The organism is Microbacterium sp. UFMG61 (assembly GCF_015354505.1).
In the GTDB taxonomy this organism is placed as follows: domain Bacteria; phylum Actinomycetota; class Actinomycetes; order Actinomycetales; family Microbacteriaceae; genus Microbacterium.
In genome coordinates this window covers 46,154-72,849 of sequence record NZ_JACAFP010000013.1, presented here as the reverse complement: position 1 = coordinate 72,849, position 26,696 = coordinate 46,154, and the positions used below count along the sequence as shown (strand labels likewise).

Sequence of the window (26,696 nt, the reverse complement as noted above, 5' to 3'; positions counted from 1 at the left end):
GGCCTCGACGGAAGTCCGGGGGTCGGGGCCTCGGGGCGTGGAAGCTCCGGCGCCGAGTCTTCGGCGGGCTCGCTGATCTCGGACTCGTCGTCGGGCGGTGTGATCGGCTTCGGGGCCGGATCCGAGTCTTCGATGACGTCGGGCTTCTTCTCTTCGGCCTTCATCGCTTCGTCGGGGGCGATGTCCGCACTGATCGACGACGAGTCGCTGTCTCCGGCGCTGGGTAGAGAAGCGGCGGGCGATGCGCCCGCGAGGCCAGGGATGATGGTCGCAGCCGCGACGACACCGGCCACGACGAGGGCTGCTGAGCCGGCACCGACGAGGGCACCGACCCCGCTGAAGATTCCGCCTCCCGTTCCTGCTCCTGAACCGCCGGCCGAGCCCGCTCCGCCGACTCCCGAGGAGCCGCCTGCTCCGGATCCGGTCGATCCGCCGGTCGTTCCCGTGATGCCGCCGCTCACGACGACGGCGCCCTCGGTGATGCCGGACGGCATCGCCGCGAGTGCGACGATCGGTGTGCCGCCGCCCTGCAGAGTGGCGAGGTAACCCGCGGAACCGGCCACTCCGAGAACGAGCGGGAGGAGTACGAGGGCGAGTCGCTTGGAGATGTCCTTCGCCTCGGCGGCGACGATCATGCACCGTGCGCACACCTCGAGGTGCTGCTCGAGGCGTTTGTGGTCGCGGGTCCCGAGGTTGCCGCGCGAGTAGGCGCCGAGGTGCTCGATCGTCCACTGGCAGTCCGAGCCCGGGGCGGCGCTGCGCAGATGCGCCTGGATCCACGCTTCACGAAGCCCCTCACGGGCGCGGAAGGCGAGTTGTGAGACGGCGCCGGCCTTCATGCCGAGCAGCGGCGCGGCTTCATGCGGCTTCATCTGCTCGATCTCGGTGTACCAGAGCACCTCCTGCCAGCGAGAGGGAAGGCTGCGGAAAGCCTGAGCGGTCAGGCTGCGGTCGAGAGCCTCGTTCGCGGCCTGCTCGGTGCTGTCGGGATCGACGACGGTGTCGAGCTCATCGATGGCCGACTCGCGGCGCGATCGTCCCCAGGCCGCAGCGGTATTGCGGATGCTGGTGAAGAGGTAGGCCCGGAAGGATCCGTTCGGCCCGCCTCCCTTGATGATCGCCTGGTAGATCCGTGTATAGGACTCCTGGACCAGATCGTCGGGATCGATCGACGAGGTGATCGAGCGCGCGACAGACATCCCCGACGGGTAGTGGCGACGCCACAGTTCGCCGAAGGCCGCCGCGTCGCCGGAGCGGGTGCGCAGCACCAGTTCGGCGTCGGCGATCGAGTCGTCGTGAGTGTTGTCGTGGTCCACAGTCATCCGTCTTTCGTGAAGGGCGGAAGTGCCTCCACAGTAAGAGACGCGTGATTCGCTGTTTCATCACGCGTCTTATCCATTCTCTCTCTGATCCCTCACGCACGCCACCCCGAGATGGACCGGTCACGAGTGGACTGCGGCGCACTTGAATACCTGATCAGAGGTAATAAAAAAGTATTCTTGAAAGAATCTCGAAGAATTTCTGAGAAGTCGCGTAATGAATCGGCGTCGCCATCGTCTCATCACATAGAGACAGCCAGGAGCTCCACCGGGGGGCGGAGCTCAGGTGCTCATGCAGGGGGTATGAGCACAGGCATGGCGGGTCGAGAGCCTCGGGGGAGGAGCTCTCGACTCGTCGCTCTGAGTGGGGGGGGGGAACCGTGAAGGGGCCGTCGTNCNNNGNACGACGGCCCCTCACCCGCGAAAGCGCGCAAGGCACCGGAGAGCGCAGGGTTGCGCGTCGATGCACGCAGGGCGAGGCTAGGCCCTGTCGCTCACCCAGGCGTGCACGACGCGCAACTGTGCATCCCAGAGCACGGCGTCGCCCAGATGGCCGACCGAGAGCCGCCCGAGTCGATCGCCGAGGCCGATCGCGCGCGCGGGGGTCTCGGTCGCTGCCCGCAGCGCGTCTGCCAGCGGCACGCCCGCGGCCACAGTTCGGCGGACCGCCTCATCCTGAGTGAGCGTCGAGCCCGCGATCGAACCCGTGTCGTTCGTGCGGGCCACGCCGTCGCGAACCGTCACCTTCACGGCGCCGAGGTCGTAGTCGCCGTCGGCGCTGCCCGCCGCAGCCATCGCGTCGGTGATGAGGGCGATGCGTCCCGGTGCGGTGTCGAAGAGCAGTTTCACGACATGGGGATCGAGATGCACGTCGTCGGCGATGGCCTCGAGCACGACCCGATGGTCGGCGGCCGCAGCCAGCACGGGACCGGGTGCCCGGTGGTGGATGCCGGGCATCGCATTGAAGGCGTGCGTGAGGATCGACGCGCCCGCTTCGAAGGCGGCGACGGCCGTGGCCGCATCCGCGTCGGTGTGGCCGACCGCTGCGGCGGCACCCGCGGCGGTGATCAACCTGATCGCGTCGATCCCGCCCGGGAGCTCCGGCGCGATCGTGACCTGGCGGATCGTGCCGCGGCCCGCTGCGAGCAGACGGGAGACATCATCGGCGACGGGGGTGCGCAGCAGTGCCGGTGCGTGCGCGCCGTGATGCCCCGGGTCGAGGAAGGGGCCCTCGAGGTGCGATCCCAGGATGTCGGTGTCGGTGGTCATCAGATCGGCGATCTCCGCCACCCTGTGCGCGAGTTCGTCGAGCGTGGCCGTCACCAGCGACACCACTGCACGCGTCGTGCCGTGCTGACGATGCAGTGCCCTCGCGGCGCGGATCGCCTCGACGCCGTCGTCGAACGACGATCCCGCGCCGCCGTGTCCGTGGATGTCGATGAGTCCCGGGGTGAGCACGGCGCCCGTTCCGGCGGTCTTCTCGGCATCCACCACGTCGTCGGCATGCGACCAGGTCGCACCGGTGCCGCGATCGACGACCACGCCGTCCTCCATGCGCACCCAGGCGTCGTGAATGCTCTCGCCGCCGTCGATGATCGTCGCGGAGTGCACGACGAGCGACCCTGACGCGACGGAGGAGACGCTCATCGATCGGTCCATGGGATCTCCTCGGCGCGGTGGAAGTCGATCTGCGCAGTCTCCCAGAGCGGGGCGAGAGCCGCGACCCGCGAGCGGAAAGACTCCCACGTCCGTTCTGGGGCGGTGTGGGGCGACCAGGCGATCTCCGCCTGCGCGGCGGCCCGCGGAAAGACCAGCTGCTCGACATCGCCGATCGTGTGGGTGGTCTCGCTCCAGAGAGGGGCCTCGATGCCGATGATGGCGGAATCGGCGACGTCGAGCACCTCGGTCGGTTCCCACTCGTACGCGGTTCTCACGTCGACGACTCCGGCCCAGGTGAGCCCGAGAGGGAAGTCGTCCGAGTACTTCATGTCGAGGTACGCGACGTCGGCCGCCGACATGATCAGCGCGCCGCCGCGCTCGACGAAGTGCGCCGCCTCTTCGGCGTGCGTGCCCTCGGGGGTCGTCTTGCCCCAGTACTGGCCGATGGTGCCCTCCGCGATGCCCGCTGCCGCACCCACCTCGTGCCAGGCGACGGGGATCTTGCCTGCCTCGATCACGATCGCCGTGGCGCGCTCGACGAAGAGGTCGAAGTCGGCCTGCGGGGTGCCCAGTGACTCGTCGCCGCCGATGTGGATGTAGGGCCCCGGGGTGAGTTCGGCGAGCTCCCGCACCACGTCGCGCACGAAGTCGTACGTGCGTTCCTCATGGATGCGCACGCTCGAGTGCCCCACGCCCCACCCGACGTAAGGCTCGCCCTTGACAGGCAGCGTCTGCTCCAAGCGGGCGGAGTCCGCGATCAGAGCGTCGTTGAGCACGGGGCTCTCGACGAGCTCGGGGTAGGCGATGCCGATCGCGTGCGTGTGGCCGGGCAGGTCGATCTCGGGGATCACGATCATGTGTCGGTCGGCGGCGTGCTCGACGATCGTGCGGTAGTCGTCCTTCGAGTAGTACCCGCCGCGGTCTCCGCCGACGGCGGTCTGCGATGCGAGCTCCGTGAGCTTCGGCCAGGAGTCGATCCGGATGCGCCACCCCTGATCGTCGGTGAGGTGCAGGTGCAGATGATTGAACTTCAGTGCGCTGGTGGCGTCGATGAACTTCAGGACCTCAGCCACGCTGAAGAAGTGTCGTGCGACGTCGAGCATGACGCCGCGCCGCGCGAACCGCGGAGCATCCGAGATCTTCGCGTGGAGAAGGCCCCACCCGGTGTCGCCCTCGCGGAGCAGCTGGAGCAGCGTCTGCGCTCCGTAGAACAGCCCGGCCTCGTCGCCGCCGATGATCTCCGCCGACTCGCCGACGGTGAGCTCATAGCCTTCGGGGCCCGCGACGTCTCGATCGATCCTGAGCGAGATCGTGGACTCGGTCGGTGCGGAGTGGTCGGTGGCGTGGGCGAGTCGGATGCCGCTGCGCTGGGCGATCGCAGCGATGAGCTGCGCCGCGACGGGGGAGTCGCCGGCGACTCTGACGGCATCGCCGATCGGCATCCGGTCATCGCCGACGCTGGCGGAGAGGGGGAGGGGGACGAGGGGCATGGAATGGGGAAGGACCATGAACAAAACCTACCGTGCGGTGACCGGAGTGCACAGGGGGGAATCCGCTATGCTCGTAACCGTCGCGACTGGCGTCTGGGTGGACTACCACCGGGGAGCGACTGACCACGGAATTCGACCGCGCGCCTGGGCCGATTGGTATACCCGTTCGAATCCGTAGTCAGAGGAGCATGTCATGACCGACCGTTACTTCAACGCCCCGCTCGCCGAGGTCGACCCCGAGATCGCTCAGGTCCTCGATCGAGAGCTCGCGCGCCAGCAGACGTTCCTCGAGATGATCGCATCCGAGAACTTCGTCCCCGTCTCCGTGCTTCAGGCGCAGGGCTCGGTGCTGACCAACAAGTACGCCGAGGGTTACCCCGGACGTCGCTACTACGGCGGCTGCGAAGAGGTCGACATCGCGGAAGAGCTCGCGATCCAGCGCGCGAAGGACCTGTTCGGCTCGGAGTTCGCGAACGTCCAGCCGCACTCGGGTGCGTCGGCCAATGCCGCCGTGCTGCATGCGATCGCACGCCCCGGCGACACGCTCCTCGGCCTCGCCCTCGACCAGGGCGGTCACCTGACGCACGGCATGAAGATCAACTTCTCGGGCCGCCTCTACGACATCGTCGCCTACGGCGTCGACCCCGAGACCTCGACGATCGACATGGACGAGGTGCGTCGTCTCGCGATCGAGCACAAGCCCAAGGTCATCATCGCCGGCTGGTCGGCGTACCCCCGCACGCTCGACTTCGCCGCGTTCCGCGCGATCGCCGACGAGGTCGGCGCGCTGCTCTGGGTCGACATGGCCCACTTCGCCGGCCTCGTCGCCGCGGGGCTGCACCCGAACCCGGTGCCGCACGCGCACGTCGTGTCGTCGACCGTGCACAAGACCATCGGTGGTCCCCGCTCGGGCTTCATCCTCACGAACGACGCCGACATCGCCAAGAAGATCAACACGGCCGTGTTCCCGGGGCAGCAGGGCGGCCCGCTCATGCACGTGATCGCCGCCAAGGCGACCGCATTCAAGCTCGCGGGCACCCCCGAGTTCACGGAGCGCCAGGAGCGCACCCTGCGCGGAGCGGCGATCCTCGCCGAGCGTCTGTCGCAGCAGGATGTGAAGGATGCCGGCATCGGAGTGCGCTCGGGCGGCACCGACGTGCACCTGGTGCTGGTCGACCTTCGTGAGGCAGAGATCGACGGCAAGCAGGCCGAAGACCTGCTGCATGACATCCACATCACCGTGAACCGCAACGCGGTGCCCAACGACCCTCGTCCGCCGATGGTCACCTCGGGCCTGCGCATCGGAACCCCGGCGCTCGCGACCCGCGGTTTCGGAGACGCCGAGTTCACCGAGGTCGCCGATGTGATCGCTCTGGCGCTGCTGCCCGGTGCCGACATCGAGGCGCTCCGCGCTCGCGTCGACGCGCTCGCCGCCGTCTTCCCGCTCTACCCGGACCTGCAGCAGTGACCGCGAAGATCCTCGACGGCAAGGCGGCGTCCGCCGCGATCAAGGCCGAGCTGACCGAGCGGGTCGCCGCGCTGAAGGCGAAGGGCATCGTCCCGGGCATCGCGACCGTGCTCGTCGGCGCCGATCCGGCATCCCAGCTGTACGTCGGCATGAAGCACCGTCAGTCCGAGGCGATCGGGATGAACTCGATCCAGCGCGAGCTGCCGGCCGATGCGACCCAGGCTGACGTCGAGGCGCTGATCGACGAGCTCAACGCCGACCCCGACTGCCACGGCTACATCGTGCAGCTGCCGCTGCCGACGCACATCGACACGGACGCGATCCTCGAGCGGATCGACCCGGCGAAGGACGCCGACGGTCTGCATCCGACCAACCTCGGTCGTCTGGTGCTCAACGTCAACAACCCGATCCACACCCCGCTGCCCTGCACACCGCGCGGTGTGATCGAGCTGCTGCTGCGCAACGACTACGACCTCAAGGGCAAGCACGTGGTGGTCGTGGGCCGAGGCGTGACCATCGGTCGTTCCATCGGCCTGCTGCTGACCCGCCGCGACCTGAACGCCACGGTCACGCTGACGCACACCGGCACGGTCGACATGCCGCGCTACCTGCGCGAGGCGGATGTGATCGTCGCGGCGGCCGGAGTCAAGCACCTCATCCGCGCCGAGGATGTGAAGCCCGGTGCCGCGGTTCTCGATGTGGGCGTGACGCGCGAGACCGATCCCGAGACGGGCAAGAACCTGGTCTTCGGCGACGTGCACCCGGGCGTCGCCGGCGTCGCGGGCTGGGTGTCGCCGAATCCCGGCGGTGTCGGGCCGATGACCGTCGCGCTGCTCATGACCAACGTCGTCGAGGCGGCGGAACGACTCGTCTGACCTCGGTCGGTCCCGATCTGCTGATCCGGTCCCGATCTGCTGACTCCCCCTGTCGATTCGTGCGCGGATCGGGGCGAGGTCCGCAGATCGGGACCGTTCTCGTTCAGCCGAGCTCGTCGAGCATCCGTCGCTGCTCGGGGGTCAGGCCGTCGTTCAGCTCGTCTCGGGCGGCCCGCGTCTCGGATGCAGGGGCGGAAGCGGATGCGGTCTTCTTGCCGGACCCCGAGACCTTCGACTGCACGGCGTCGTACAGCTCACCCGCCTTGGCCCGCAGCTTGTCGTCGACCTGGTCGTAGATCATCCAGCCGAACAGCAGGAACAGCGGAGGGAGCGCGTAGCTCCAGAAACCGGAGGCGCGTACGCCGCTCAGCCAGACGACAGCCGCCCAGATGAGCAGCTCGACGACATACACGAGGACGTACTGCACGACCTTCTCGCCGGTCTTGGTGCGGTCGGCTGCGGACTTGGCGGCCGCCTTGCGGAACGCTCCGGTGAGCAGCGGCTTCACGAAGAGCGCCGCGAGAGTCAGGATGACCGCGGCCCAGAGCGCGTGGAACCCGACGGACACACCCGCGGACAGCAGGCCGATGAGCAGCAGCACCGCGACGTTGAAAACGTACAGCGCAGCGAACCGGACGATTCCGTTCTTCATGCGACCAGACTTCCATATTCTCGGATGCCCGGGTACGAGAGCATGGTCACGGCGTGGGTCAACCCTGTGCGTGCAGGCTGCTCTCGATGTTCGTGATGCGGGCCTGCTCGTCGAAGTGGAACGTCGCCGACCCCGAGGCATCGGCGATCGTCGCGCCCGAGAAGGACTCGTCGGTCCAAGTCAGGTTCCAGCCGGCGAGGCGAGCGGCGTCCCACACGGCGGTGCGCGCGTCAGGCATCGCGAGACCCGAGAGGATGCGCGGGAGGACGATCGCCGCCGAGGCCACGGTCAGCGGGGGCAACGGTGCGTCGAGCAGGAACACGGCAGAGGTGCCGCCTCCGACGGGCGCGATGTAGTACGGAGCGCGGCCGGTGAGCTCGACGGCCACGGCCCCCACCGTGTGAGCGGCCTGGGCGATCCATTCGGCATCGCCCGCGGCATCGCCGGGGAAGGGGAGCTCGGTCCGGCTCAGCTCGTCGATGCCGTGCTCGGTGCCGTAGTCGCGAAGCTGCGCGGCGACTCCTGCGCCGTCGCCCTGAGGGTGTGCCCACGCCCAGAGCAGCGAGCGCGGGCCGGGCGCGATCGTCGCGACGAGGTGCGCTCGCGTCACGAGCTGACGGGAGGCGTCGTCGTTCGATGTGAACGTGATCGTGCCTGCGGCCATGTCGGCATCCCAGCGGTTGTCGCCGAGGGACTCGAGCGCCGAGGCGAGGGAGTCCTGGCGAAGCGCGGTGAACAGTGCGGCACGGTCTGCGAGCGGCTGGAGCGCGGCGAAGGTCATGGTCTCAGTCTCACCCGGATTGCTATGAATTCGCCAACCTTCCCGACCCGCACGGTCAGTAGCTGGCGCGGGTCATGTCGTCGGATGCCGGGATGAAGCGGGCTGCCAGAGCCTCGGATGCGCGCGCGAGCATGGCGACATCGGCACCCACTGCGACGAAGTCCGCGCCGACGGCGATGTAGGTATCAGCCGCGGCCGGATCGAAGGCGTTCACGCCCACGGGCTTTCCGGCGGCCTTCACCGCGGCGAAGACCTGCTCGACCGCCGAGACGACCTCAGGGTGCGTCTGCTGACCGAGCAGCCCCATCGACGCCGAGAGGTCCGAGGGGCCCACGAACACGGCATCCACGCCGTCCACGGCGGCGATCTCGGCGGCGGCGGAGACTCCGGCTGCCGTCTCGATCTGCACGGTCAGCGACGTGTGCATCGCCGAGTCCTGCAGGTATCCGTCGATCCTGTTCCAGCGGGCGCTGCGAGCCAGCGCACTGCCGACTCCTCGCACGCCATCGGGGGGATACCTCGTGGCCGCCACCGCGGCCCGGGCTTCGTCCGCCGACGAGACCATCGGCACGATGAGGTTCTGCGCACCGAGATCGAGGACCTGCTTGATCGCGACGGCGTCATTGAACGGCACCCGCACGACCGGAGTGATCGGATACGCGGCGACGACCTGCAGTTGCAGCAGGGTCGATTCGAGCGTGTTCGCCGAGTGCTCCATGTCGATGAGCATCCAGTCGAGGCCGGATCCTGCAGCCACCTCGGTGACGAGCGGGCTGCCCGAGCAGGCCCACATCCCGATCAGGGAGCGGTCGGAGGCCGCGAGCTGCTCGCGGAAAGAAGGGCTCAGATGAAGCGGCATGCGATCGTTCCCATCGGTCCGTAGTCGCACAGCACCTCGTCGCCGCGCGACACCCACATCGGGCGCGTGAACGATCCTGCCAGGATGATCTCCCCGGCCTCCAGACGCGCGCCGTGCTGGTGGAACTTGTTCGCGAGCCACGCGACACCGGTGGCGGGGTGACCCAGCACGCCGGCTGCGACGCCGGTCTCCTCGATCTCGCCGTTGCGCGACAGCACGCCGGGCACCCAGCGGAGGTCGATCTCGTCCGGGCGCTTGTGCACGGTGCCCAGCACCATCGCCCCGTACGCCGCGTTGTCGCTGATCGTGTCCACGATCGTGCGCCCCTCGAGCTCGATGTGCGAGTTCAGCACCTCGAGCGCCGGCACCGCGTAGTCGATCGCCTCGAGGGCGTCGTCGAGCGTGCAGTCGGGGCCCTCGAGCGGGTGCGTGAGCACGAAGGCGAGTTCGACCTCGATGCGGACGTTCGAGAAGTGATCGACGGGGATCTCAGCTCCCGACTCATACACGGTGTCGTCGAACATGACGCCGTAATCGGGCTCCGTGATGCCCGTGGCCTGCTGCATCGCCTTGGACGTCAGCCCGATCTTGCGGCCGACGAGCCGGCGCCCGGCCGCGATCTGCGAATCGCGCCATACGCCCTGAATCGCGTACGAGTCCTCGACCGTGGCATCGGGGTATCGCGCCGTGATGCGCGGGATCACAGAATGGCTCCGGTCGGCCTCGGCCAGTTCTGCGGCGATCTGCGCGATGGTGTCTGCGGGAAGCATCCGTGTCTCCTCTGTGTGCGAACGGGGGTGCGAACCGGTCAGAGCTGGTGGCCGAGCTTGTACTCGCCCTGCTTGTACTCGGGCATGCCCTCGTCGTCAGGACGCGTGTAGGAGAACCCGTCGGCGCCGATCGTGACGGCCATCTCGGAGCTGTCGGTGCGGGCGACGACGGGCTGCGGGGTGCCGTCGAGGTCGAGCACCAGCGAGGCGTCGGTGTACCACGAGGGCACGACCGGGTTGCCCCACCAGTCGCGGCGCTGGTTGTCGTGCACGTCCCACGTGATGACGGGGTTGTCGGGGTCGCCCGTGTAGTAGTCCTGCGTGTAGACCTCGACGCGGTGGCCGTCGGGGTCGCGCAGGTACAGGTAGAACGCGTTCGAGACGCCGTGGCGGCCGGGGCCACGCTCGATCGCGTCAGAGCGACGGAGCGCGCCGAGCTTGTCGCAGATTGCGAGGATGTTGTGCTTCTCGTGGGTCGCGAAGCACACGTGGTGCATGCGAGGTCCGTCGCCGCCCGTCATCGCGGTGTCGTGCACGGTGGGCTTGCGGCGCATCCACGCGGCGTACACGGTGCCCTCGTCGTCCTGGATGTCCTCCGTGACACGGAATCCCAGATCCTGCATGAACTTGACCGCGCGGGGCACATCGGGGGTGACCTGGTTGAAGTGGTCGAGACGCACGAGCTCGCCGGGAATGTGCAGGTCGTAGCGCCACGACATCCGCTCGACGTGGTCGGACTGGTGGAAGAACTCGATGGGGAATCCCAGCGGGTCGACCACGCGCACCGAGTCGCCGACGCCCTTGAGGAAGCCCTCGGGGTTGCGGCGCACGTCGCACCCGAGCTCGGAGTAGAACGCGACCGCGAGGTCGAGGTCCTCCGCCGAGCGGACGCGGTACGAGAACGCGGCGACGGCGGCGACGGGTCCCTTGCGGAGCACGAGGTTGTGGTGGATGAACTCCTCCGTGGAGCGGAGGTAGATTGCCTCGTCGTCCTCTTCCGTGACATACAGGCCGAGCACGTCGACGTAGAACACCCGGGAGGCCGCGAGGTCGGTGACGACCAGCTCCATGTAGGCGCAGCGCAGCACGTCGGGCGGCGTGCTCTCGGGGGTCGGAACAGGATTGTCGGTCTCGATCGGAGCCTCCTGGCTCACGTAGTAGCCCGAGGAGGTCAGCGTCTTCGCGGTCTTGTCGGTCATGTCAGCGTCCTTGCTCACGTCGGGTTCGGGTCAGTTCTTGCCGAAGGTCGGGTTGTGCGCGCCGCCGAGTGTGATGTGCACGCTCTGCTGGTCGGTGTAGAAGTCGATCGAGCGGTATCCGCCCTCGTGCCCCAGGCCCGAGGCCTTGACCCCGCCGAAGGGCGTGCGGAGGTCGCGCACGTTGTTGCTGTTCAGCCACACCATTCCGGCCTCGACCGACTGCGCGAAGTTGTGCGCGCGCTTCAGATCGTTCGTCCAGATGTACGCGGCGAGCCCGTACTTCGTGTTGTTCGCGAGAGCGAGCGCCTCGTCGTCGGAGTCGAACGGTGTGATCGCGACCACGGGTCCGAAGATCTCCTCCTGGAAGATGCGGGCGTCGGGCGAGACATCGGCGAACACGGTCGGGGCGACGAAGTTGCCCTCGTCGAACCCCTCGGGGCGTCCGCCACCGGCGACGAGGCGCCCCTCGGTCTTGCCGATCTCGACGTAGCTCATCACCTTGTCGTAGTGCTCGGGGTGCACGAGAGCGCCGACCTCGGTCGCGGGGTCGTGCGGGTAGCCCACCCTGACGCGCTTCGCCTGCGCGGCGTACTTCTCGACGAACTCCTCGTAGATCGCGCGCTCGACCAGGATGCGGGAACCCGCGGTGCAGCGCTCGCCGTTGAGCGAGAAGACACCGAAGATCGTGGCGTCGACCGCCGCTTCGAGATCGGCGTCGGCGAAGACGACGGCGGGCGACTTGCCGCCGAGCTCCATCGAGAGTCCCTTGAGGAACGGGGCGGCGTTGCCGAAGATCAGCTGTCCGGTCGAGCTCTCGCCCGTGAACGAGATGAGCGGCACGTCCGGATGCTTCACGAGCGCGTCTCCGGCGTCCTCGCCGAGTCCGTTGACGAGGTTGAAGACGCCCTGCGGCAGGCCGGCCTCTTCGAAGATCCCCGCCCACAGCGATGCCGAGAGCGGTGTGAACTCGGCGGGCTTCAGCACCACGGTGTTGCCGGTCGCGAGCGCGGGGCCGAGCTTCCACGACTCCAGCATGAACGGCGTGTTCCACGGCGTGATGAGGCCCGCGACACCGATCGGCTTGCGGTTCACGTAGTTCATCTGCTTACCGGGCACCTTGAACGCGTCATCGGACTGCGCGACGATCAGGTCTGCGAAGAAGCGGAAGTTCTCGGCGGCGCGACGTGCCTGACCGAGGGCCTGCGTGATCGGGAGCCCCGAGTCGTACGACTCGAGCTCGGCCAGGCGCGAGTCGCGGGACTCGACGATGTCGGCGATGCGGTGCAGCACACGCGAGCGCTCGCGCGGGAGCATCCGAGGCCAGGGGCCCTCGTCGAACGCGCGCTTCGCAGCGGCGACGGCGAGCTCGATGTCGGCCTTCTTTCCCGCAGCGGCGGTCGTGTAGGTCTTGTTCGTCACGGGGTCGAGCACGTCGAACGTGTCGCCGTCGACGGAGTCGACGAACGCGCCGTCGATGTAGTGCTGGATGTGGTCGGGCAGGTCTGCGGGAATGCGGGAATCGGTCATGACTCGTCTCCTCCGGAGGGGTGCGAACGGGTGTGGAGCTCATCGAGGAAGGCATCCCTCGTGCGCCAACGGTGATTTCGTGCGGCGAGCTCGATTTCGAGTGGGTCTGCGCCCGCTCGGATCAGCTCGAGGATCTGCGTGTGCTCCTCGACCGAATGGCGAGCGCGGCCGGGAACGTAGGCGAACGTGGAATCGCGGATGCCGGACAGCCGCGACCACCCGCGGTGCACCAGATCGAGCAGGTGCGGGTTCGGGCAGGGCCCGAAGAGCAGAGAGTGGAACTGCCTGTTGAGCTCGGTGAACGCGTGGGCATCGAGATGGTCGAGCATCCGCGTCATGCGCTCGTTGACCGCGTCTGCGGCGTCGAGGGTCGACGCGTCGAGCAGTGGTGCGGACAGTGCCGTGGCCGCACCCTCGACGAGACCGAGCGTCTGCATGGTGTGCGCGTACTCGCTCTCATCGACGAGAGTGACGCGCGCGCCGACGTTGCGTTCGAACGTGACCAGGCCCTCGGCCTCGAGCCGGCGGATGGCCTCGCGCACGGGCACGACGCTCATGTCCAGCTCTTCGGCGAGCGAGCCGAGCACCAGACGGTAGCCCGGGCCGAACGTGTGGCCGGCGATGCGCGCGCGGATCCAGGTGTAGGCCCGCTCCGACTTGCTGGAGGTGGTGACCTCAGTCATCCCTCACTCCCGACCTCGGAGCCCGTGCCCGTGGCGGCGTCGTACTTCGCCCGCCACTCGGCATTCAGGGGGAAGAGGCCGTCGACGGGGTGGCCCGCGGCGACCTGTTCGGCGATCCAGGCGTCTTCGATCTCCTGTGCGAGCGCATCGTCGGCGACCTGGTCGGCCAGCGACGGGGGGATCACGATGACGCCGTCGCCATCGCCCACGATGATGTCGCCGGGCTGCACGGCTGCTCCGCCGCACGAGATCGTCACGTCGACGTCCCAGGGCACGTGCTTGCGTCCGAGGACCGAGGGGTGCGAGCCCCGCGAGAAGACGGGCAGCCCGATCTCGGCGACCGCGTCGAAGTCGCGCACGCCGCCGTCGGTCACCACACCTGCCGCGCCGCGGGTTCGGGCGCGCAGAGCGAGGATGTCGCCGAGCGTGCCTGTGGTCGCATCTCCCCGCGCCTCGATCACGATGATCTCGCCCTCGTCGACCGCGTCGAAGGCGCGCTTCTGCGCGTTGTACCCGCCGCCGTGAGCCGCGAACAGGTCTTCGCGGTAGGGCACGAAGCGCAGTGTCTTGGCCGTGCCGACGATCTTGCTCCCGGGGATGTTCGCGGCCACTCCGTCGATGAAACACGCGTGGTGACCGCGTTTGCGCAGCTGAGTGGAGAGCCCGGCGGTCGGCGCCTCGAGCAGCTTGGCACGCAGTGCGGGGGAGAGCGCGGGCGCACGCGTCTCGGCGGGAAGGCCCGCGGCGTCTCGCGATCCCCACGCTTCGGCGCGCTGCAGGTCGTCGACGGCCGGAAGGGAGCCGAGGTCGCCGTCGAAGGGTATCTCGCCCTGGGTGACCGTGGTCACCAGGCGGCCCGAGGACGGCGAGCCCGCGGCATCCGGAGCGTCCACCTCGATCTCGACGACGTCGCCGGGCGCGATGACCGACGACCCTGCCGGGGTGCCGGTGAGGATGACGTCTCCGGGCTCGAGAGTGAAGTGCTGGGACAGGTCGGCGACGAGCTGGGTGAGCGGGAAGATCAGTCCGTCGGTGGTGTCGTTCTGGCGCAGCTCGCCGTTCACCCAGGCGCGCACGCGGAGCGCCGCGGGATCGACGGCGCGGGCATCGATCAGCTCGGGACCGAGCGGTGTGTAGCCGTCGCCGCCCTTGGAGCGGACGTTGGATCCCTTGTCGTTCGCACGCAGGTCGTACAGGCCGAGGTCGTTCGAGGCGGTGACCCAGCCGACGTGCGTCCATGCGTCGTCGAGCGACACGTGGCGTGCGGCCGTGCCGATCACGAGGGCGATCTCACCCTCGAAGGCCAGCAGCTCGGTGCCGGCGGGGCGTTCGACCGTACCGCCTGACACTCCGACGGAGCTCGCCGGCTTGAAGAAGTAGGAGGGAGCGGCGGGGCGGCGGCCGCGCTGATCCGCCCGGGACGCGTAGCTCAGGTGGATCGCGATGATCTTGCCGGGGCGGGTCATGGATGCCGTCACGGGGCGCCTCCTCGCGCTCTTCGGCGACGCCTTGTGCGTCGTATTCGAAATCATATATCATCGGTTCCATCCTCGGCAAGCAACCCGCATCCCCCTCGCGAGCACGCCGTGACAGTGCAGTCACAACCAAAGGAGACACCCCATGAGCGGGCAGTCAACACAAGGGTTCACACCCACCGGAACCATCGCGACGCCGGCCGATCGCCGCCGCGTCGTGTTCGCCACGGTCGTCGGGACCACGGTCGAGTGGTACGACTTCTTCATCTATGCCACGGCCGTCGGCCTGGTCTTCGGGCAGCTCTTCTTCGAACCGCTCGGCGCGAACAGCGCCATCATCGCGTTCGCTACGGTCGGAGTCAGCTTCCTGTTCCGTCCGCTCGGAGCCTTCCTCGCAGGTCACTACGGCGACAAGCTGGGGCGCAAGACGGTTCTCATGTGGACGCTGATCCTGATGGGGGCGGCGACCGCCCTCATCGGAGTCCTGCCGACCTACGAGGCGATCGGCATCGCCGCGCCGATCATGCTCGTGCTGCTCCGCATCATCCAGGGCATCTCGGCCGGTGGCGAGTGGGGCGGGGCCGTGCTGATGGCCGTCGAGCATGCGCCGCGTACCAGGCGCGGCATCTTCGGAGCGTCTCCGCAGATCGGAGTGCCGCTCGGTCTGCTGCTCGCCTCGGGTGTGATGGCCCTGATGACCGCGATCGCGCCGGGAGACCAGTTCCTCCAGTGGGGCTGGCGCATCCCGTTCCTGCTCAGCGTCGTCCTGATCCTCATCGGCTACTACGTGCGCCGCAAGGTCGAGGAGAGCCCGGTCTTCACCGAGCTCGCGGAGCGCAAGGAGAAGGCGAAGATGCCGATCGTGCAGCTCTTCCGCAAGCACCTGCTGCTCGTGATCATCGCGGCTCTCGTGTTCGCGGGCAACAACGCCGTCGGCTACATGACGACGGGCGGATACATCCAGGGCTACGCCACCAATCTCGAAGGGCCGATCGGACTCGAGCGCGGACCCGTGCTGTGGGCCGTCGCAGGCTCCGCGGTGACCTGGCTCATCACCACGCTCATCGCGGGCTGGCTGTCGGACCGCATCGGCCGGCGCACCACCTACGTCATCGGCTGGGTCATGCAGCTCGTCGGAGTGTTCACGCTGTTCCCGCTGGTCAACACGGGAGAGATCGGTCTCCTGTTCGCGGGGCTCGCGATCCTCACTGTCGGTCTCGGTTTCACCTACGGACCGCAGGCGGCGCTGTACACCGAGCTGTTCCCCGCCAGCATCCGCTTCTCGGGCGTCTCGATCTCGTACGCGATCGGTGCGATCGCGGGTGGTGCCTTCGCCCCGACCATCGCGACCGCGATCGTGCAGGCGACCGGTTCGACGCAGGCGGTCACCTGGTACCTCGCAGGGATGACCGTGCTCGGACTCATCGCGACGCTGCTGCTGCGCGACCGCTCCGGCATCCCGCTGGGACCGGACCATGAGGAGGAGCAGTCCGTGAGCCCGATCTACGGCCTGGCCAAGGCCTGACGCCGAGTCAGACCTCATTCAGCCATCATCCGGAAGGAATCGACGACGATGCAGTTCCACCACCACGGTTACGTCTCGGGGGATCCGCGCGTGACGGATGCCGCGGGCATCGGCGCGGATCGACCCGCAGACCTCCCCGACGAGATCGACGTGCTCATCGTCGGCTCCGGCCCCGCCGGGATGCTGCTCGCCGCCCAGATGTCGCAGTACCCCGGCGTGTCCACGCGCATCATCGAGAAGCGCGAGGGCCGCCTCGTGCTCGGCCAGGCCGACGGCATCCAGCCGCGCAGCGTCGAGACGTTCCAGGCGTTCGGCTTCGCCGAGCGGATCATCGCCGAGGCCTACAACATCGGCTGGATGAACTTCTGGGGCCCGAACCCCGAGAATCCGAGCGAGATCGTGCGCACCTCGCGCACCGCCGACTACGCCTACGACATCTGCGAGTTCCCTCATCTGATCGTCAACCAGGCTCGAGTCCTCGACTACTTCGCCGAAGCCGCGGCGTATGGGCCCGGCAGGATCGCCCCCGACTACGGCATCGAGTTCGTGGGCCTCACGGTGCACGACAAGGGTGAGTACCCGGTCGAGGTCTCGCTGCGCTACGTCGCAGGGGAGCGCGCCGGTGAAGAGCGCATCGTCCGGGCGAAGTACGTGGTCGGGTGCGATGGGGCGCGCAGCGGCGTGCGACAGGCGATCGGACGCACCCACGTCGGTGCCAGCGCCGCCCATGCATGGGGCGTCATGGATGTGCTCGTGAACACCGACTTTCCCGATTGGCGCACCAAGTGCGCGATCAACTCGGAGGCGGGCAACATCCTGCACATTCCGCGCGAGGGCGGATACCTCAGCCGGATGTACATCGACCTCGGCGAGGTCGCGGACGACGACGATCACCGTGTGCGGCAGACGCCGATCGAGGAGATCATCGCGAAGGCCAACGCGATCCTCACCCCCTACACGCTCGATGTGAAAGAGGTCGCCTGGCACAGCGTCTACGAGGTGGGTCACCGGGTCACCGACGGCTTCGACGACGTGATCGACGGTTCCGGCCGCACTCCGCGGGTGTTCCTCACCGGCGATGCGTGCCACACCCACAGCGCCAAGGCGGGGCAGGGCATGAACGTGTCGATGCAGGACGGCTTCAACCTCGGGTGGAAGCTCGGATCCGTGCTCACCGGACGGGCGCCTGAGGCACTGCTCGCGACCTACGGGGCCGAACGTCGACCGGTGGCTCAGCAGCTCATCGACTTCGACCGTGAGTGGTCGAGTCTCATGGCCCGCAAACCCTCGGAGATCACCGACCCCAACGATCTCGCGACCTACTACCTCGCCACGGCGGAGTTCCCCTCGGGGTTCATGACGCAGTACACCTCGTCGATGATCACGGGAACGGATGCCCATCAGGCGCTCGCCGCGGGCTTCCCGCTCGGCAAGCGCTTCAAGTCCGCCGAGGTCGTGCGGGTGGGCGACGGCAACGTCATCCATCTCGGCCACCATGCCAAGGCCGACGGGCGCTGGCGCGTGTACGCATTCGGCGGTCGGGATGCGGCGACGCTCGACGCCTGGGCTTCGGAGGCGGGGCCGGTGCTGGCTCGCTTCACGCCGGCGGATGCCGATCAGGATTCCGTCTTCGACGTGAAGGCGATCTACCAGCAGCCCTACGAGGACGTCGAGGTCACGTCGGCTCCCGCGCTGTTCCAGCCGAAGACCGGGCCGCTCGGACTCACCGACTGGGAGAAGGTATATGCCGCGGGGCCGTCGAAGTGGACGGAGACCGACATCTTCGAGGCGCGTGAGCTGTCGCGAGACGGCGTCGTGGTCGTGGTGCGCCCCGATCAGTACGTCTCCGCGATCCTGCCGCTCGATGCCGTCGATGAGCTGGCGTCGTTCTTCGAGGGAGCACTGCTGCCGGCATCCTGAGCGCCCGCGGCATGACACGTGTCATGCCGAGGAGATGACACCGCACTCCGGCGCCGTCGTCGCCTCTTCGGAAGGCTGGAGGCATGAACAACACCTCCGTAGGTCGTCCGGTGGCGCAGGCCGCCGCTCGTCCGGCATCCGACGCCTCGAACGATGATCCGGTCGTGCTCGAGCTGCGCGGCGTCACTCGCCATTTCGGCTCGGGCGACAGCCGCGTGCAGGCCGTGGCCGGAGTCGATCTGTCGATCCGCCGCGGGGAGGTCGTGGCACTGCTGGGGCCGAACGGCGCAGGCAAGACGACCACCCTCGATATGCTCCTGGGGCTCACACGACCCAGTACCGGCACCGTGCAGGTGCTGGGGGTCACGCCGGAGCGGGCCACGTCGAGCGGCGCGATCGGCGCGGTGCTGCAGACCGGCGGTCTGCTGGGCGACCTGACCGTGGGCGAGACCGTGCACCTCATCGCCTCGCTGTACGGAGCAGAAGCCGCCGCACGCATGCCCGAGGTCATGGCCCGTGCCGATCTCGAGAACCTCGCCCGCCGTCGGATGTCGAAGTGCTCCGGTGGAGAGCAGCAGCGGGTGAAGTTCGCACTCGCCATGGTCTCCGACCCCGACATCCTCGTGCTCGACGAGCCGACGGCAGGCATGGACGTCACCGCCCGGCGGCATTTCTGGGACGTCATGCGGGCGGATGCGGATGCCGGGCGCACGATCGTCTTCGCCACCCACTACCTGGAAGAGGCGGAGCAGTTCGCGCGCCGGACGGTGGTGATGCACCGCGGCGCGATCGTCGCGGACGCCCCCACGGCGCTGCTGCGCGCGAGTCTGGGCGAGCGGAGCCTCTCCGCGACCGTCGACTCGGCCCATGCGGTGCTCGTCGCGACCCTGAAAGACACGGACGGCGTCGTCGACGTGCGACTGGACGGGGACCGGCTGAGCCTGCGCGCAGCGGACTCGGACGCCGCTGCCCGCATTCTGCTCGACAACGGCGCCCACGACCTCGAGATCGCCGCAGCCACCCTCGAAACCGCCTTCACAGCATTGACGGAGAACTGACATGCTCGTCTCACCCACCATGCTGCGCATTGAAGGCATCCGTCAGCTGCGCAACCCGTACACGCTCGCTTTCACGCTGGCGATGCCGGTCGCGATGTACCTGCTGTTCGGCGCGGGGATGGGCTATGGCTCGCTCTCTGCCGGCCATGGCAACGTCTCCTTCTACGTGATGACGTCGATGGCCGCCTACGGCACGGCGGTCGCGATGAGCTCGCTGACCTCGCTCGCGGCGACTGAGGCGAAGCAGGGGTGGGGTCGTCAGCTCGCGATGACCCCGCTGACGACCGCGGGCTACGCACTGACGAAGCTGCTCACATCGGTCGCTTTCGCGGCGCTGGCACTGGTCGCCGTCTTCTCCGCCGGCATGATGACCGGCGCACAGGTCGAGGATGCCTGGCGCTGGGTGGCCACCGCGGCCATCATCCTCGGGATCGGCCTGATGTACGGGCTGTTCGGACTCGGCGTCGGCCTGTTCTTCAGCTCGGACTCCGCCGCGGCGCTGGCCTCGATCTCGATGACGTTCTTCGCGTTCTTCGGCAATGTCTTCATGCCGCTCGACGGGGTGATGCTCGACATCGCCCGCTTCACGCCCCTATACGGTTTCGTGGCCCTCAGCCGCTGGCCGTTGACCGACGGTGTCCTCACCACGGGGCAGACGGATGAGCTGTGGATGCTCTTCCTGAACGTCGTCGTGTGGCTGGGACTGTTCGCGCTGCTGGTCACCATGGGTATGAAGCGCTCCCGGTCGCGGCAGTAGGAACCCGGGATCCCTCGGCGTCGATAGGTTGGACGGATGACGCAGCACTCGAAGCGGTTCTCCTCGGAGGCATCCGGGGAGGTGCGGCGATTCGCCGCCCTGGGGGCGCCGACGGCGGCATGGTCGGCTCCGGGAGCGCGCGCCCCACGTGGACCGGTGGGGAAGGATCCCTGGTCGCGGTTCGGCTGGCTGATGGCCGTGATCTGGCTGGTCTTCCTCGTCTATCCGGTGCTGGCGCTGCTGCGCTCCGAGGCGCCGCCCGCGTGGATCGTCGTGGGCTGGATCGCGCTGATCTCCTTCGTGGTGCTGTACGTCACCGGATTCATGCACGGGATGCGCGGCGGCGGCGGGTTGGGGCGACCGCCGTCTGTGCGGCAGTGGGTCACGTTCGTGCTCCTCATCATCTGCGCACTGATCTCCGTGCCGGCAGAGGGCGGATCCGCGCTCAGCTTCCTGCCCTTCATCATGTCGTTCGCCTCCTACGGGCTGACGCGTGTGTGGCATTGGATCACGTCGGTCGCCGCCCTGACGGTCGCGGCGCTGTGCGTCTTCTTCCTCCCCGGAGGCCTCAGCTATCTGTCGGTGCTGGCGATCATCGGACTGCTGGGCGTCGTCAACACGGTGTCGACCTGGCTCATCATCCGTTCGGGTGAGGCCGAGCAGCTCGGACTCGAGTTGGCGACGAGTGCGGGGCGCGAAGCCGTTGCACGCGACGTGCACGACCTGATCGGCCACTCGCTGACGGTCGTCGGTCTCAAGGCTCAGCTCGTGCGCCGACTCATGGACTCCGATCCGGAGCGCGCGAAGGCGGAGCTCGCCGACATCGAGCGGCTGACAGCGGAGGCGATCGCCGGGGTGAGGTCATCGGTGTCCGGTGCGCGGGCGACGACGCTCGTCGAGCAGCTCGCGTCGTCTCGGGACTCGCTCCGCGCCGCCGACATCGAGCTGCGGGTAGACGGCGAGGCCGATGCCCTCTCACCGGTGCAGGCGATCACCGCGAGTTGGATCCTGCGGGAGGCGACGACCAATGCGCTGCGTCATTCACAGGCTCGCACGGTGGGAGTGCTGCTGGCGCCCGGACGGCTGGTCGTCGACGACGACGGGATCGGCATGGCGGAAGGAGCAGGTGACGGCGCGGGCAACGGCATCCGTGGCATGCGCGAGCGTGCGGCGGCAGCAGGAGCAGGTTTCGTGATCACCGGAGCGCGTGACGCCGAACGCTCGGGGACCAGGGTGGAGGTGACCTGGTGACGACCGCGAGCGAGGGCGAAGGCATTCGTCTGCTGATCGCCGACGATCAGGCGCTGGTGCGCGGCGCACTGGGGGCACTGCTCGACCTCGAGCCCGACCTCACAGTGATCGGCATGGCATCAGACGGTGCAGAGGCGCTGCGGCTCGCGGAGGAGCTGCGGCCGGATGTCTGCCTGATGGACATCCAGATGCCGGGCATGGACGGCGTGGAGGCGACGCGTCGGATCCGCGAGGCGAGCCCGACGACGCAGATCCTCATCGTGACCACCTTCGCGCGCCCCGGATATCTGCGGTCGGCCTTGGATGCAGGAGCCAGCGGGTTCATCGTGAAGGACACCCCCGCCGAGCAGCTGGCGGAGGCGGTGCGTAGGGTGAATCGAGGCGTGCGCGTGCTCGACCCGGCGCTCGCCGCAGACAGCCTGTTCGACGGTGCGAACCCACTGAGCGAGCGGGAGCGCCAGGTGCTCCGTCTCGCTGCTGACGGCCGATCGGCCGCTGCCGTGGCGGCCGAGGTGTTCCTGTCGGCGGGCACCGTGCGAAATCATCTCTCCTCGGCGATCGGGAAGACGGGCGCGGCGAACCGGGCGCAGGCCGCGCGGATCGCGCTCGACAAGGGCTGGATCTGACGCTCATCCCTCCGCAGCGGATGCTGTGCGCGCCCGCTGGGCCGCTGCCTGCTTCTGCCGAGCGAGCCAGGTGTGATCGGCGATCGCTGCTCGGATTTCGGAGGAGTAGTCCCTTCCGTCGTCGGGGTATAGGCGGAGGTTCCGCAGGTGGAAGGGGGATCCTTCCCGACGGGGTCCGCTGCTGTCGATGCGCCTGGCGAGGTCGGTGAGGCTGTCGCGGCCCGCTTCGTGGTACTGGCGGCGCTCGGCGTCATCCAGGCGGATCAGACACGAGTCGTCGAGCATCGAGCTGATCGTGTATCGGGAGTCCAGGTACAGGTCGCCGTGCTGTTCGACGAGGAACCATGAGCCTGGCTCGTGGTCGACGTATCGCATCGCCTCTCGCGCCGCGGCGATACGAGCGGCATCGCCCCAGTGCTCGACGGGAGGGATCGCTTCGTGGGGTCGTCGCAGTGCGGCATCCAGAGGGAGATGGTCGAATGTCGGTGAGGAGTCGCGATACAGGGTGAGACATGCGACCCGACCGCACGCGGTGCACGTGACCTGGCTCTCCACCCGCTCCAACAGGGCGGAGGCGTGCAGAGTGAGGAGATCGGCGAGAGGCACGGGCCCGTCCCTGCTCGTGAGCACTCCTGCCTCGATGCCGTCGATGAGGCGGTGGATCGTGCCGTCCAGATCGAAGAGATCGTCTTCGGTGCGTGCGACCAGCTCGCGGCACACCGGGCAGCCGTCGTGGACCGGACGGCACGTGTCTTTCGGGTCTTCCACGGTGAAGGCCACCCGCTGGAGATCACCGGCTCGGCGGCCTCCGTACTTCACGAACTCCGGGCGCAGGTAGGCGGCGTCGAGCACGAAGTAGCGGTCGCCCTCTGCGAACCTCCACGAGACGTCGAAGCTCGCTCTGAAGTCGGCGAACGTCGCGCTGTTGCCGATCCCGGGGATCCACACGTCCAGGTCGAGTCCCCGCGAGGCGAACGGAGTGGGGGTGAGGTGCAGGATCACGGCCGTGACCGTGTCGTCATGCAGCACAATCTCACCACCGGATCCGAATCGCAGGTGCCGCGAGATCACAGCCGGCTCCCCGATGCGATACGCGGCGGTCTCTACCGGTCTGGTACCGAACGCAGCGATCAGATCTCTCACGGCGGCGTCCCCCTCGGGTTCGCCGAGTGCCTCGAGGAGCACCTGCATCCGGTCATGCTCTCGTCGTCGCGTCACCGGACCAGTATCCGTCACCGATGAGCACACGCGCGGCCAGTCATCGGGTTCGTGAGGCGCCACCGCTCTGGCGGGTGTCGGAAGCCCCGCGTACTCTGAGGGCCGATGGGCGAAGGCGCCCACAGCGAGGAGCGCATGATGACTTGGAAGATCGAGCTCATCTTCGTGCCGGTGACCGACGTCGACCGCTCGAAGGAGTTCTACACGAAGATCGGATTCAACCCCGACCACGACCAGGTTCCGTACGAGGGGCTGCGCTTCGTGCAGATGACTCCGCCGGGGTCCGCCTGCTCGATAGCCTTCGGCACGGGGCTCGAGATTCCTCTCGAGCCGGGGCAGCAGAAGACGATCCAGGTGGTGGTGCCGAACGCTGATGAGGCGAAGGCACAACTAGAAGCCGTGGGCGTGACGACCAAGGGCGTCGAAGACCTGGGCTGGGGGCGCTTCGTCTGGTTCGACGACCCCGATGGCAACACCTGGACGCTTCAGGAACTGCCGGACTACAGCGCGCAGGCCTGACGCGGCGGGCGGCCGGCGGTCAGCGCGCGGAGCGTCAGCGTGCGGAGATCGTGCGCAGCCCCTCGGGCGCGCCTACCGGGAACAGCACGCGGATGCCGGACTCGATGTCGGTGATCGGCACCCAGCGCACCGGGCTGCCCTCATCGAGGATGCGGAGCTCGGCGTCGAGAGGCACGGCGTCGAGCTCCGCACAGGTCACCGCGAAGACGTGGGCGATCTCGTGCCCGGGTTCGCCCTCGTAGATGAAGATGTTCTCGAAGACGCCGAGAGGCTCCGCGTCCTGGAGCGAGACGCCGAGCTCTTCCATGAACTCTCGCCCGAGCGCTTCCACCGCGGTCTCGCCGAACTCGATGCCGCCGCCGATCGCGCGGAGGAAGTCGAGTCCGCGCGAGCGGTCGTGTCCTTCGAGGGCGAGCACATGCCCGTCTTTCACGGGCAGACCGACGGCGATGTTGCGGATGGCAGGCATCCCGGAAGGCTAACGCAGGAGGACGGGCGCGCGGCTCAGGGTAGTCGGAACGCCCCGCCGGACACCACGATGCCGCCGGTCGGCGGGATCGTCACGGTGAGCAGACTCGGGCGACGAACGTGCGCGCCCTGGTGGATGCGGACGGCCTGCTCCGCATGGCCGAGATCCCGCAGGTATGCGCCCACGGATGCCGCCGCTGACCCCGTCGCCGGGTCTTCGGTGATGCGGCCGACCGGGAACAGGTTGCGCGCGTCGAAGTCCGCAGGGCTCACCGCGTGCAGCACCGTCACGGTGCCGAGCCACCCCTGTTCGCGCATGAGCGCGGCGACGTCGGCGGGGGAGAAGCGGAACTGATCGAACAGCTCTCGGTCGCGGAGAGTGACGACCGGATGCCAGTTGCCGGCGAACGCCTCCTTCGGAGGGAAGCGCTCGTCGAGATCCGCGACGTCGACGCCCAACAGGCTCAGGAGTCTCTCGAGCACCGAGGGATCGAGATCGCGCACCTGGGGCTCGACGCTCGTGAACGACACGATGATCCGTCCGTCTGCGTCGGCGACCGATCGCAGCGTGACGGCCCCGGCATCGGTGTCGAAGACCACGTCGCCGGTGCCGTCGCGCTCGGCGAGGGCGACGGCGGTGGCCACCGTCGCGTGCCCGCAAAAAGGCACCTCCGCCGCAGGCGACCAATACCGCACACGATAACGAGGAATCGGCGCATCCGCGGCCCGGCCGACGACGAACGCGGTCTCCGAGTATCCGACGTCGGCGGCGATCCGCTGCATCTGCTCGTCGGTCACCCCGCCGGCGTCGAGGACAACCCCTGCGGGGTTCCCGCCCTCGGGGGTTGCCGCGAACGCGCTATAGCGCAGGACACCGTCGAGTTCTGTCATGACGAGGAGCCTACCGAGCACGCGGAGTCACGAGTTCACGCGGATGATCTCCTGCTGGTACGGCGCGATGACGTCGCCCGAGATGCGGAGGTCCAGCAGCAGGAACCGCCGGGTCGCGGCATCCTCCTGTGTCCAGGAGTCGAGCCGGTCGAGATCGGCGAGCGCCTTCACGACGACGCCTTCGGCGCCGACGGCGGCCGCGAAGGCGGCGAAGTCGACCTCGGGGATGCGCATCGGGCCTTCGGCGAGTCCCTTGAGACCGTAGAGGTTCACCTCAGCGCCGTAGGCCGCGTCATTCCAGATCACGGCGATGCCACGGCCCTGAGCGGCGCGGACGGCGGACTCGAGGTCGGCGATCGCCATCAGGCCTCCGCCATCGCCCGACGTCAGTACGACGGTCGACTCTCGGCGGGCAAGCGCCGCGCCGACCACACTCGGCCAGCCCTGTCCGATCGATTGGAACGCGGTGCCGACCATCATCATGCGGTCCGGGGCCTCGACGGGCCAGTACATGTTCGCCCAGCCGATGAAGTGCCCGCCATCCGAGACGACGACGCGATCGCTCGGAAGGAGTTCGGCGATGCGGCGTGCGGCCGATCGGGGATCGAGACGACCATCCGGGGCGAGGGCGTCGCCCTCGTCGTACGTGCGTGCGGCGGCGACGTCGACGGTCTCGCGCCACGGTGCCGTCGTCGTGGCGGAGCCGACCCGGGCGACGAGTTCCTCTGCGGCGAGACGGGCATCCGCTCTGACGAAGCCGCCGACGTGCGGGTGCGTGGCCGCCGGAGCGATGTCGATCTGGAACACGCGGGTGCCCGGCGCGAACAGCTCGCCGAACCGCATCGTGAACTGGTTGAGCGAGGCGCCGAACACGACCGCGACGTCGGCGGTGCGGATCAGCTCCATGGCGCCGTCGGCACCGAAACCTCCGGTCACCCCGAGGTCGTACTGCGTCTCGGCGAAGACCCCGCGACCGAGTGCGGAAGACGCCGTCAGGGCGCCGGTCAGGCGGGCGAGCTCGCCCAGCGCCGGGCCGGCGCCGGCCAGCCAGGCACCTCGGCCGGCGAGCAGGAACGGGCGGGATGCCCCGGTCAGCGCCGCGGCGATCTCGCTCAACGTGCCTTCGGCGAACTCTCCGCGGGGAGCGAGCGGCGCGGGGATGCGCGGCATCGGCGCCTCGGGCACCGCTCCCGCCTCGAAGGATGCGACGTCGTAGGGGATCGCCAGCACCACGGGCACCCGATAGGTCAGCGCGTGCTCGATCGCGATCACGGTAGTCGCTGCGGCATCCGCATGCCCGACGGTATAGGTCCGGGCGCCGACGGCCGAGGCGAGCGCGATCTGGTCGACATCCCACGGGCGCGGTCCGGAGGTGGGCTCGTCGCCCACCACGAGCACGAGCGGCACGTGCGCCTGCACGGCCTCGGCGAGAGCGGTCAGCGTGTTGGTGAAGCCCGCACCGTAGGTCGAGGTCCCGGCGGCGATGCGTCCGGATGCGCGGAAGTGCGCGTCGGCGGCGACGACCGCACCCTGTTCGTGGCGGACGGCGGTGAAGACCGCATCCGTCTGCGTCTCGATGGCATCGAGGAAGTAGGCGTTGCCGTTGCCCATCACGCCGAAGACGGCGTCGATGTGCTGGGCGAGCGTGAGGGCGACGTGCGCGGAGACGGTGGGCATGGGGAAGCCTTTCGAGACAGGGACGGAGA

General features: G+C 68.4%; 24 protein-coding genes and 1 riboswitch. Of the genes, 9 read left to right on the top strand and 15 right to left on the bottom strand.

Annotation, left to right across the window (positions count from 1 at the left end; genetic code table 11):
- The 3 genes from IXW21_RS15865 to IXW21_RS15855 form a co-directional block, all read right to left on the bottom strand.
- A partial coding sequence (locus tag IXW21_RS15865; protein WP_194765212.1) for a sigma-70 family RNA polymerase sigma factor occupies window positions 1-1,322 on the bottom strand: 1,322 nt, incomplete at its 3' end.
- Window positions 1,323-1,799: 477 nt separating this feature from the next.
- On the bottom strand, window positions 1,800-2,978 hold the full coding sequence (gene nagA, locus IXW21_RS15860; protein ID WP_228528645.1) for an N-acetylglucosamine-6-phosphate deacetylase: 1,179 nt from the start codon (window positions 2,976-2,978) through the stop codon (window positions 1,800-1,802).
- Window positions 2,963-4,486: a family 20 glycosylhydrolase gene (locus tag IXW21_RS15855; RefSeq protein WP_228528644.1), complete on the bottom strand. Its 1,524-nt coding sequence runs from the start codon at window positions 4,484-4,486 to the stop codon at window positions 2,963-2,965. The genes nagA and IXW21_RS15855 overlap by 16 nt, the downstream gene beginning before the upstream one ends.
- Window positions 4,487-4,540: 54 nt before the next feature.
- Window positions 4,541-4,625, top strand: a riboswitch (ZMP/ZTP riboswitch).
- Between the two features lie 36 nt (window positions 4,626-4,661).
- On the opposite strand from IXW21_RS15855, the gene glyA reads away from it, so the two are divergent.
- Together glyA and IXW21_RS15845 are read left to right on the top strand one after the other, a co-directional pair.
- The gene (gene glyA, locus IXW21_RS15850; RefSeq protein WP_194765211.1) at window positions 4,662-5,936 is read left to right on the top strand and encodes a serine hydroxymethyltransferase; all 1,275 of its coding nucleotides are present in this window, start codon (window positions 4,662-4,664) and stop codon (window positions 5,934-5,936) included.
- Window positions 5,933-6,811 carry a bifunctional methylenetetrahydrofolate dehydrogenase/methenyltetrahydrofolate cyclohydrolase gene (locus IXW21_RS15845; RefSeq protein WP_194765210.1) on the top strand — a complete coding sequence of 293 codons (879 nt, stop codon included), beginning with the start codon at window positions 5,933-5,935 and terminating at the stop codon, window positions 6,809-6,811. The genes glyA and IXW21_RS15845 overlap by 4 nt, the downstream gene beginning before the upstream one ends.
- A 103-nt stretch (window positions 6,812-6,914) precedes the next feature.
- Here IXW21_RS15845 and IXW21_RS15840 read toward each other — a convergent pair whose 3' ends face one another.
- Genes IXW21_RS15840 through IXW21_RS15805 form a run of 8 tightly spaced genes read right to left on the bottom strand, consistent with a single transcriptional unit; the run spans window position 6,915 to window position 14,814 of the window.
- Window positions 6,915-7,463 carry a hypothetical protein gene (locus IXW21_RS15840; RefSeq protein ID WP_194765209.1) on the bottom strand — a complete coding sequence of 183 codons (549 nt, stop codon included), beginning with the start codon at window positions 7,461-7,463 and terminating at the stop codon, window positions 6,915-6,917.
- 58 nt (window positions 7,464-7,521) lie between these two features.
- A complete protein-coding gene (locus IXW21_RS15835) occupies window positions 7,522-8,244 on the bottom strand; it encodes a DUF6882 domain-containing protein (protein ID WP_194765208.1) in 723 nt (240 codons plus the stop codon).
- A gap of 55 nt (window positions 8,245-8,299) precedes the next feature.
- Window positions 8,300-9,103 (bottom strand): HpcH/HpaI aldolase family protein, encoded by an 804-nt coding sequence (locus IXW21_RS15830; RefSeq protein ID WP_194765207.1) that lies wholly within the window; start codon window positions 9,101-9,103, stop codon window positions 8,300-8,302.
- Window positions 9,088-9,873 (bottom strand): 2-keto-4-pentenoate hydratase, encoded by a 786-nt coding sequence (locus IXW21_RS15825; RefSeq protein WP_194765206.1) that lies wholly within the window; start codon window positions 9,871-9,873, stop codon window positions 9,088-9,090. The genes IXW21_RS15830 and IXW21_RS15825 overlap by 16 nt, the downstream gene beginning before the upstream one ends.
- Before the next feature lie 38 nt (window positions 9,874-9,911).
- Window positions 9,912-11,072, bottom strand: coding sequence for a 3,4-dihydroxyphenylacetate 2,3-dioxygenase (gene hpaD / locus IXW21_RS15820; protein ID WP_194765205.1), 1,161 nt, complete (start codon window positions 11,070-11,072; stop codon window positions 9,912-9,914).
- A 30-nt stretch (window positions 11,073-11,102) separates the two neighbouring features.
- Complete coding sequence (gene hpaE, locus IXW21_RS15815; RefSeq protein WP_194765204.1) at window positions 11,103-12,599, bottom strand: 5-carboxymethyl-2-hydroxymuconate semialdehyde dehydrogenase; 1,497 nt, start codon at window positions 12,597-12,599, stop codon at window positions 11,103-11,105.
- Window positions 12,596-13,282, bottom strand: a complete 687-nt coding sequence (locus tag IXW21_RS15810) for a GntR family transcriptional regulator (RefSeq protein WP_194765203.1) — start codon at window positions 13,280-13,282, stop codon at window positions 12,596-12,598. The genes hpaE and IXW21_RS15810 overlap by 4 nt, the downstream gene beginning before the upstream one ends.
- Complete coding sequence (locus IXW21_RS15805) at window positions 13,279-14,814, bottom strand: fumarylacetoacetate hydrolase family protein (RefSeq protein ID WP_194765202.1); 1,536 nt, start codon at window positions 14,812-14,814, stop codon at window positions 13,279-13,281. The genes IXW21_RS15810 and IXW21_RS15805 overlap by 4 nt, the downstream gene beginning before the upstream one ends.
- Window positions 14,815-14,902: 88 nt before the next feature.
- Between IXW21_RS15805 and IXW21_RS15800 the strand changes: the two genes are divergently transcribed.
- From IXW21_RS15800 to IXW21_RS15775, 6 genes are all read left to right on the top strand, one after another.
- A complete protein-coding gene (locus IXW21_RS15800) occupies window positions 14,903-16,282 on the top strand; it encodes an MFS transporter (protein WP_194765201.1) in 1,380 nt (459 codons plus the stop codon).
- A 48-nt stretch (window positions 16,283-16,330) separates the two neighbouring features.
- Window positions 16,331-18,202, top strand: coding sequence for an FAD-dependent monooxygenase (locus IXW21_RS15795; RefSeq protein WP_194765200.1), 1,872 nt, complete (start codon window positions 16,331-16,333; stop codon window positions 18,200-18,202).
- 83 nt (window positions 18,203-18,285) lie between these two features.
- Window positions 18,286-19,260 (top strand): ABC transporter ATP-binding protein, encoded by a 975-nt coding sequence (locus IXW21_RS15790; protein ID WP_194765199.1) that lies wholly within the window; start codon window positions 18,286-18,288, stop codon window positions 19,258-19,260.
- A gap of 1 nt (window position 19,261) precedes the next feature.
- Entirely contained in the window at window positions 19,262-20,017 is a 756-nt protein-coding gene (locus IXW21_RS15785) for an ABC transporter permease (protein WP_194765198.1), read from the top strand.
- A 36-nt stretch (window positions 20,018-20,053) separates the two neighbouring features.
- Complete coding sequence (locus IXW21_RS15780) at window positions 20,054-21,268, top strand: histidine kinase (protein WP_194765197.1); 1,215 nt, start codon at window positions 20,054-20,056, stop codon at window positions 21,266-21,268.
- The gene (locus tag IXW21_RS15775) at window positions 21,265-21,894 is read left to right on the top strand and encodes a response regulator (protein WP_194765196.1); all 630 of its coding nucleotides are present in this window, start codon (window positions 21,265-21,267) and stop codon (window positions 21,892-21,894) included. The genes IXW21_RS15780 and IXW21_RS15775 overlap by 4 nt, the downstream gene beginning before the upstream one ends.
- Window positions 21,895-21,897: 3 nt before the next feature.
- Here IXW21_RS15775 and IXW21_RS15770 read toward each other — a convergent pair whose 3' ends face one another.
- Window positions 21,898-23,112, bottom strand: a complete 1,215-nt coding sequence (locus IXW21_RS15770; protein WP_194765195.1) for a hypothetical protein — start codon at window positions 23,110-23,112, stop codon at window positions 21,898-21,900.
- A 138-nt stretch (window positions 23,113-23,250) separates the two neighbouring features.
- On the opposite strand from IXW21_RS15770, the gene IXW21_RS15765 reads away from it, so the two are divergent.
- Window positions 23,251-23,631, top strand: a complete 381-nt coding sequence (locus IXW21_RS15765) for a VOC family protein (RefSeq protein WP_056311863.1) — start codon at window positions 23,251-23,253, stop codon at window positions 23,629-23,631.
- A 34-nt stretch (window positions 23,632-23,665) separates the two neighbouring features.
- On the opposite strand, the gene IXW21_RS15760 is transcribed toward IXW21_RS15765, so the two are convergent.
- From IXW21_RS15760 to IXW21_RS15750, 3 genes are read right to left on the bottom strand one after another with little or no spacing between them, the layout of a single operon-like run.
- On the bottom strand, window positions 23,666-24,100 hold the full coding sequence (locus tag IXW21_RS15760) for an NUDIX domain-containing protein (RefSeq protein ID WP_194765194.1): 435 nt from the start codon (window positions 24,098-24,100) through the stop codon (window positions 23,666-23,668).
- A 35-nt stretch (window positions 24,101-24,135) separates the two neighbouring features.
- Complete coding sequence (locus IXW21_RS15755; protein WP_194765193.1) at window positions 24,136-24,990, bottom strand: PhzF family phenazine biosynthesis protein; 855 nt, start codon at window positions 24,988-24,990, stop codon at window positions 24,136-24,138.
- A gap of 27 nt (window positions 24,991-25,017) precedes the next feature.
- Complete coding sequence (locus IXW21_RS15750; protein ID WP_194765192.1) at window positions 25,018-26,667, bottom strand: thiamine pyrophosphate-binding protein; 1,650 nt, start codon at window positions 26,665-26,667, stop codon at window positions 25,018-25,020.
- Window positions 26,668-26,696: the final 29 nt, after the last annotated feature.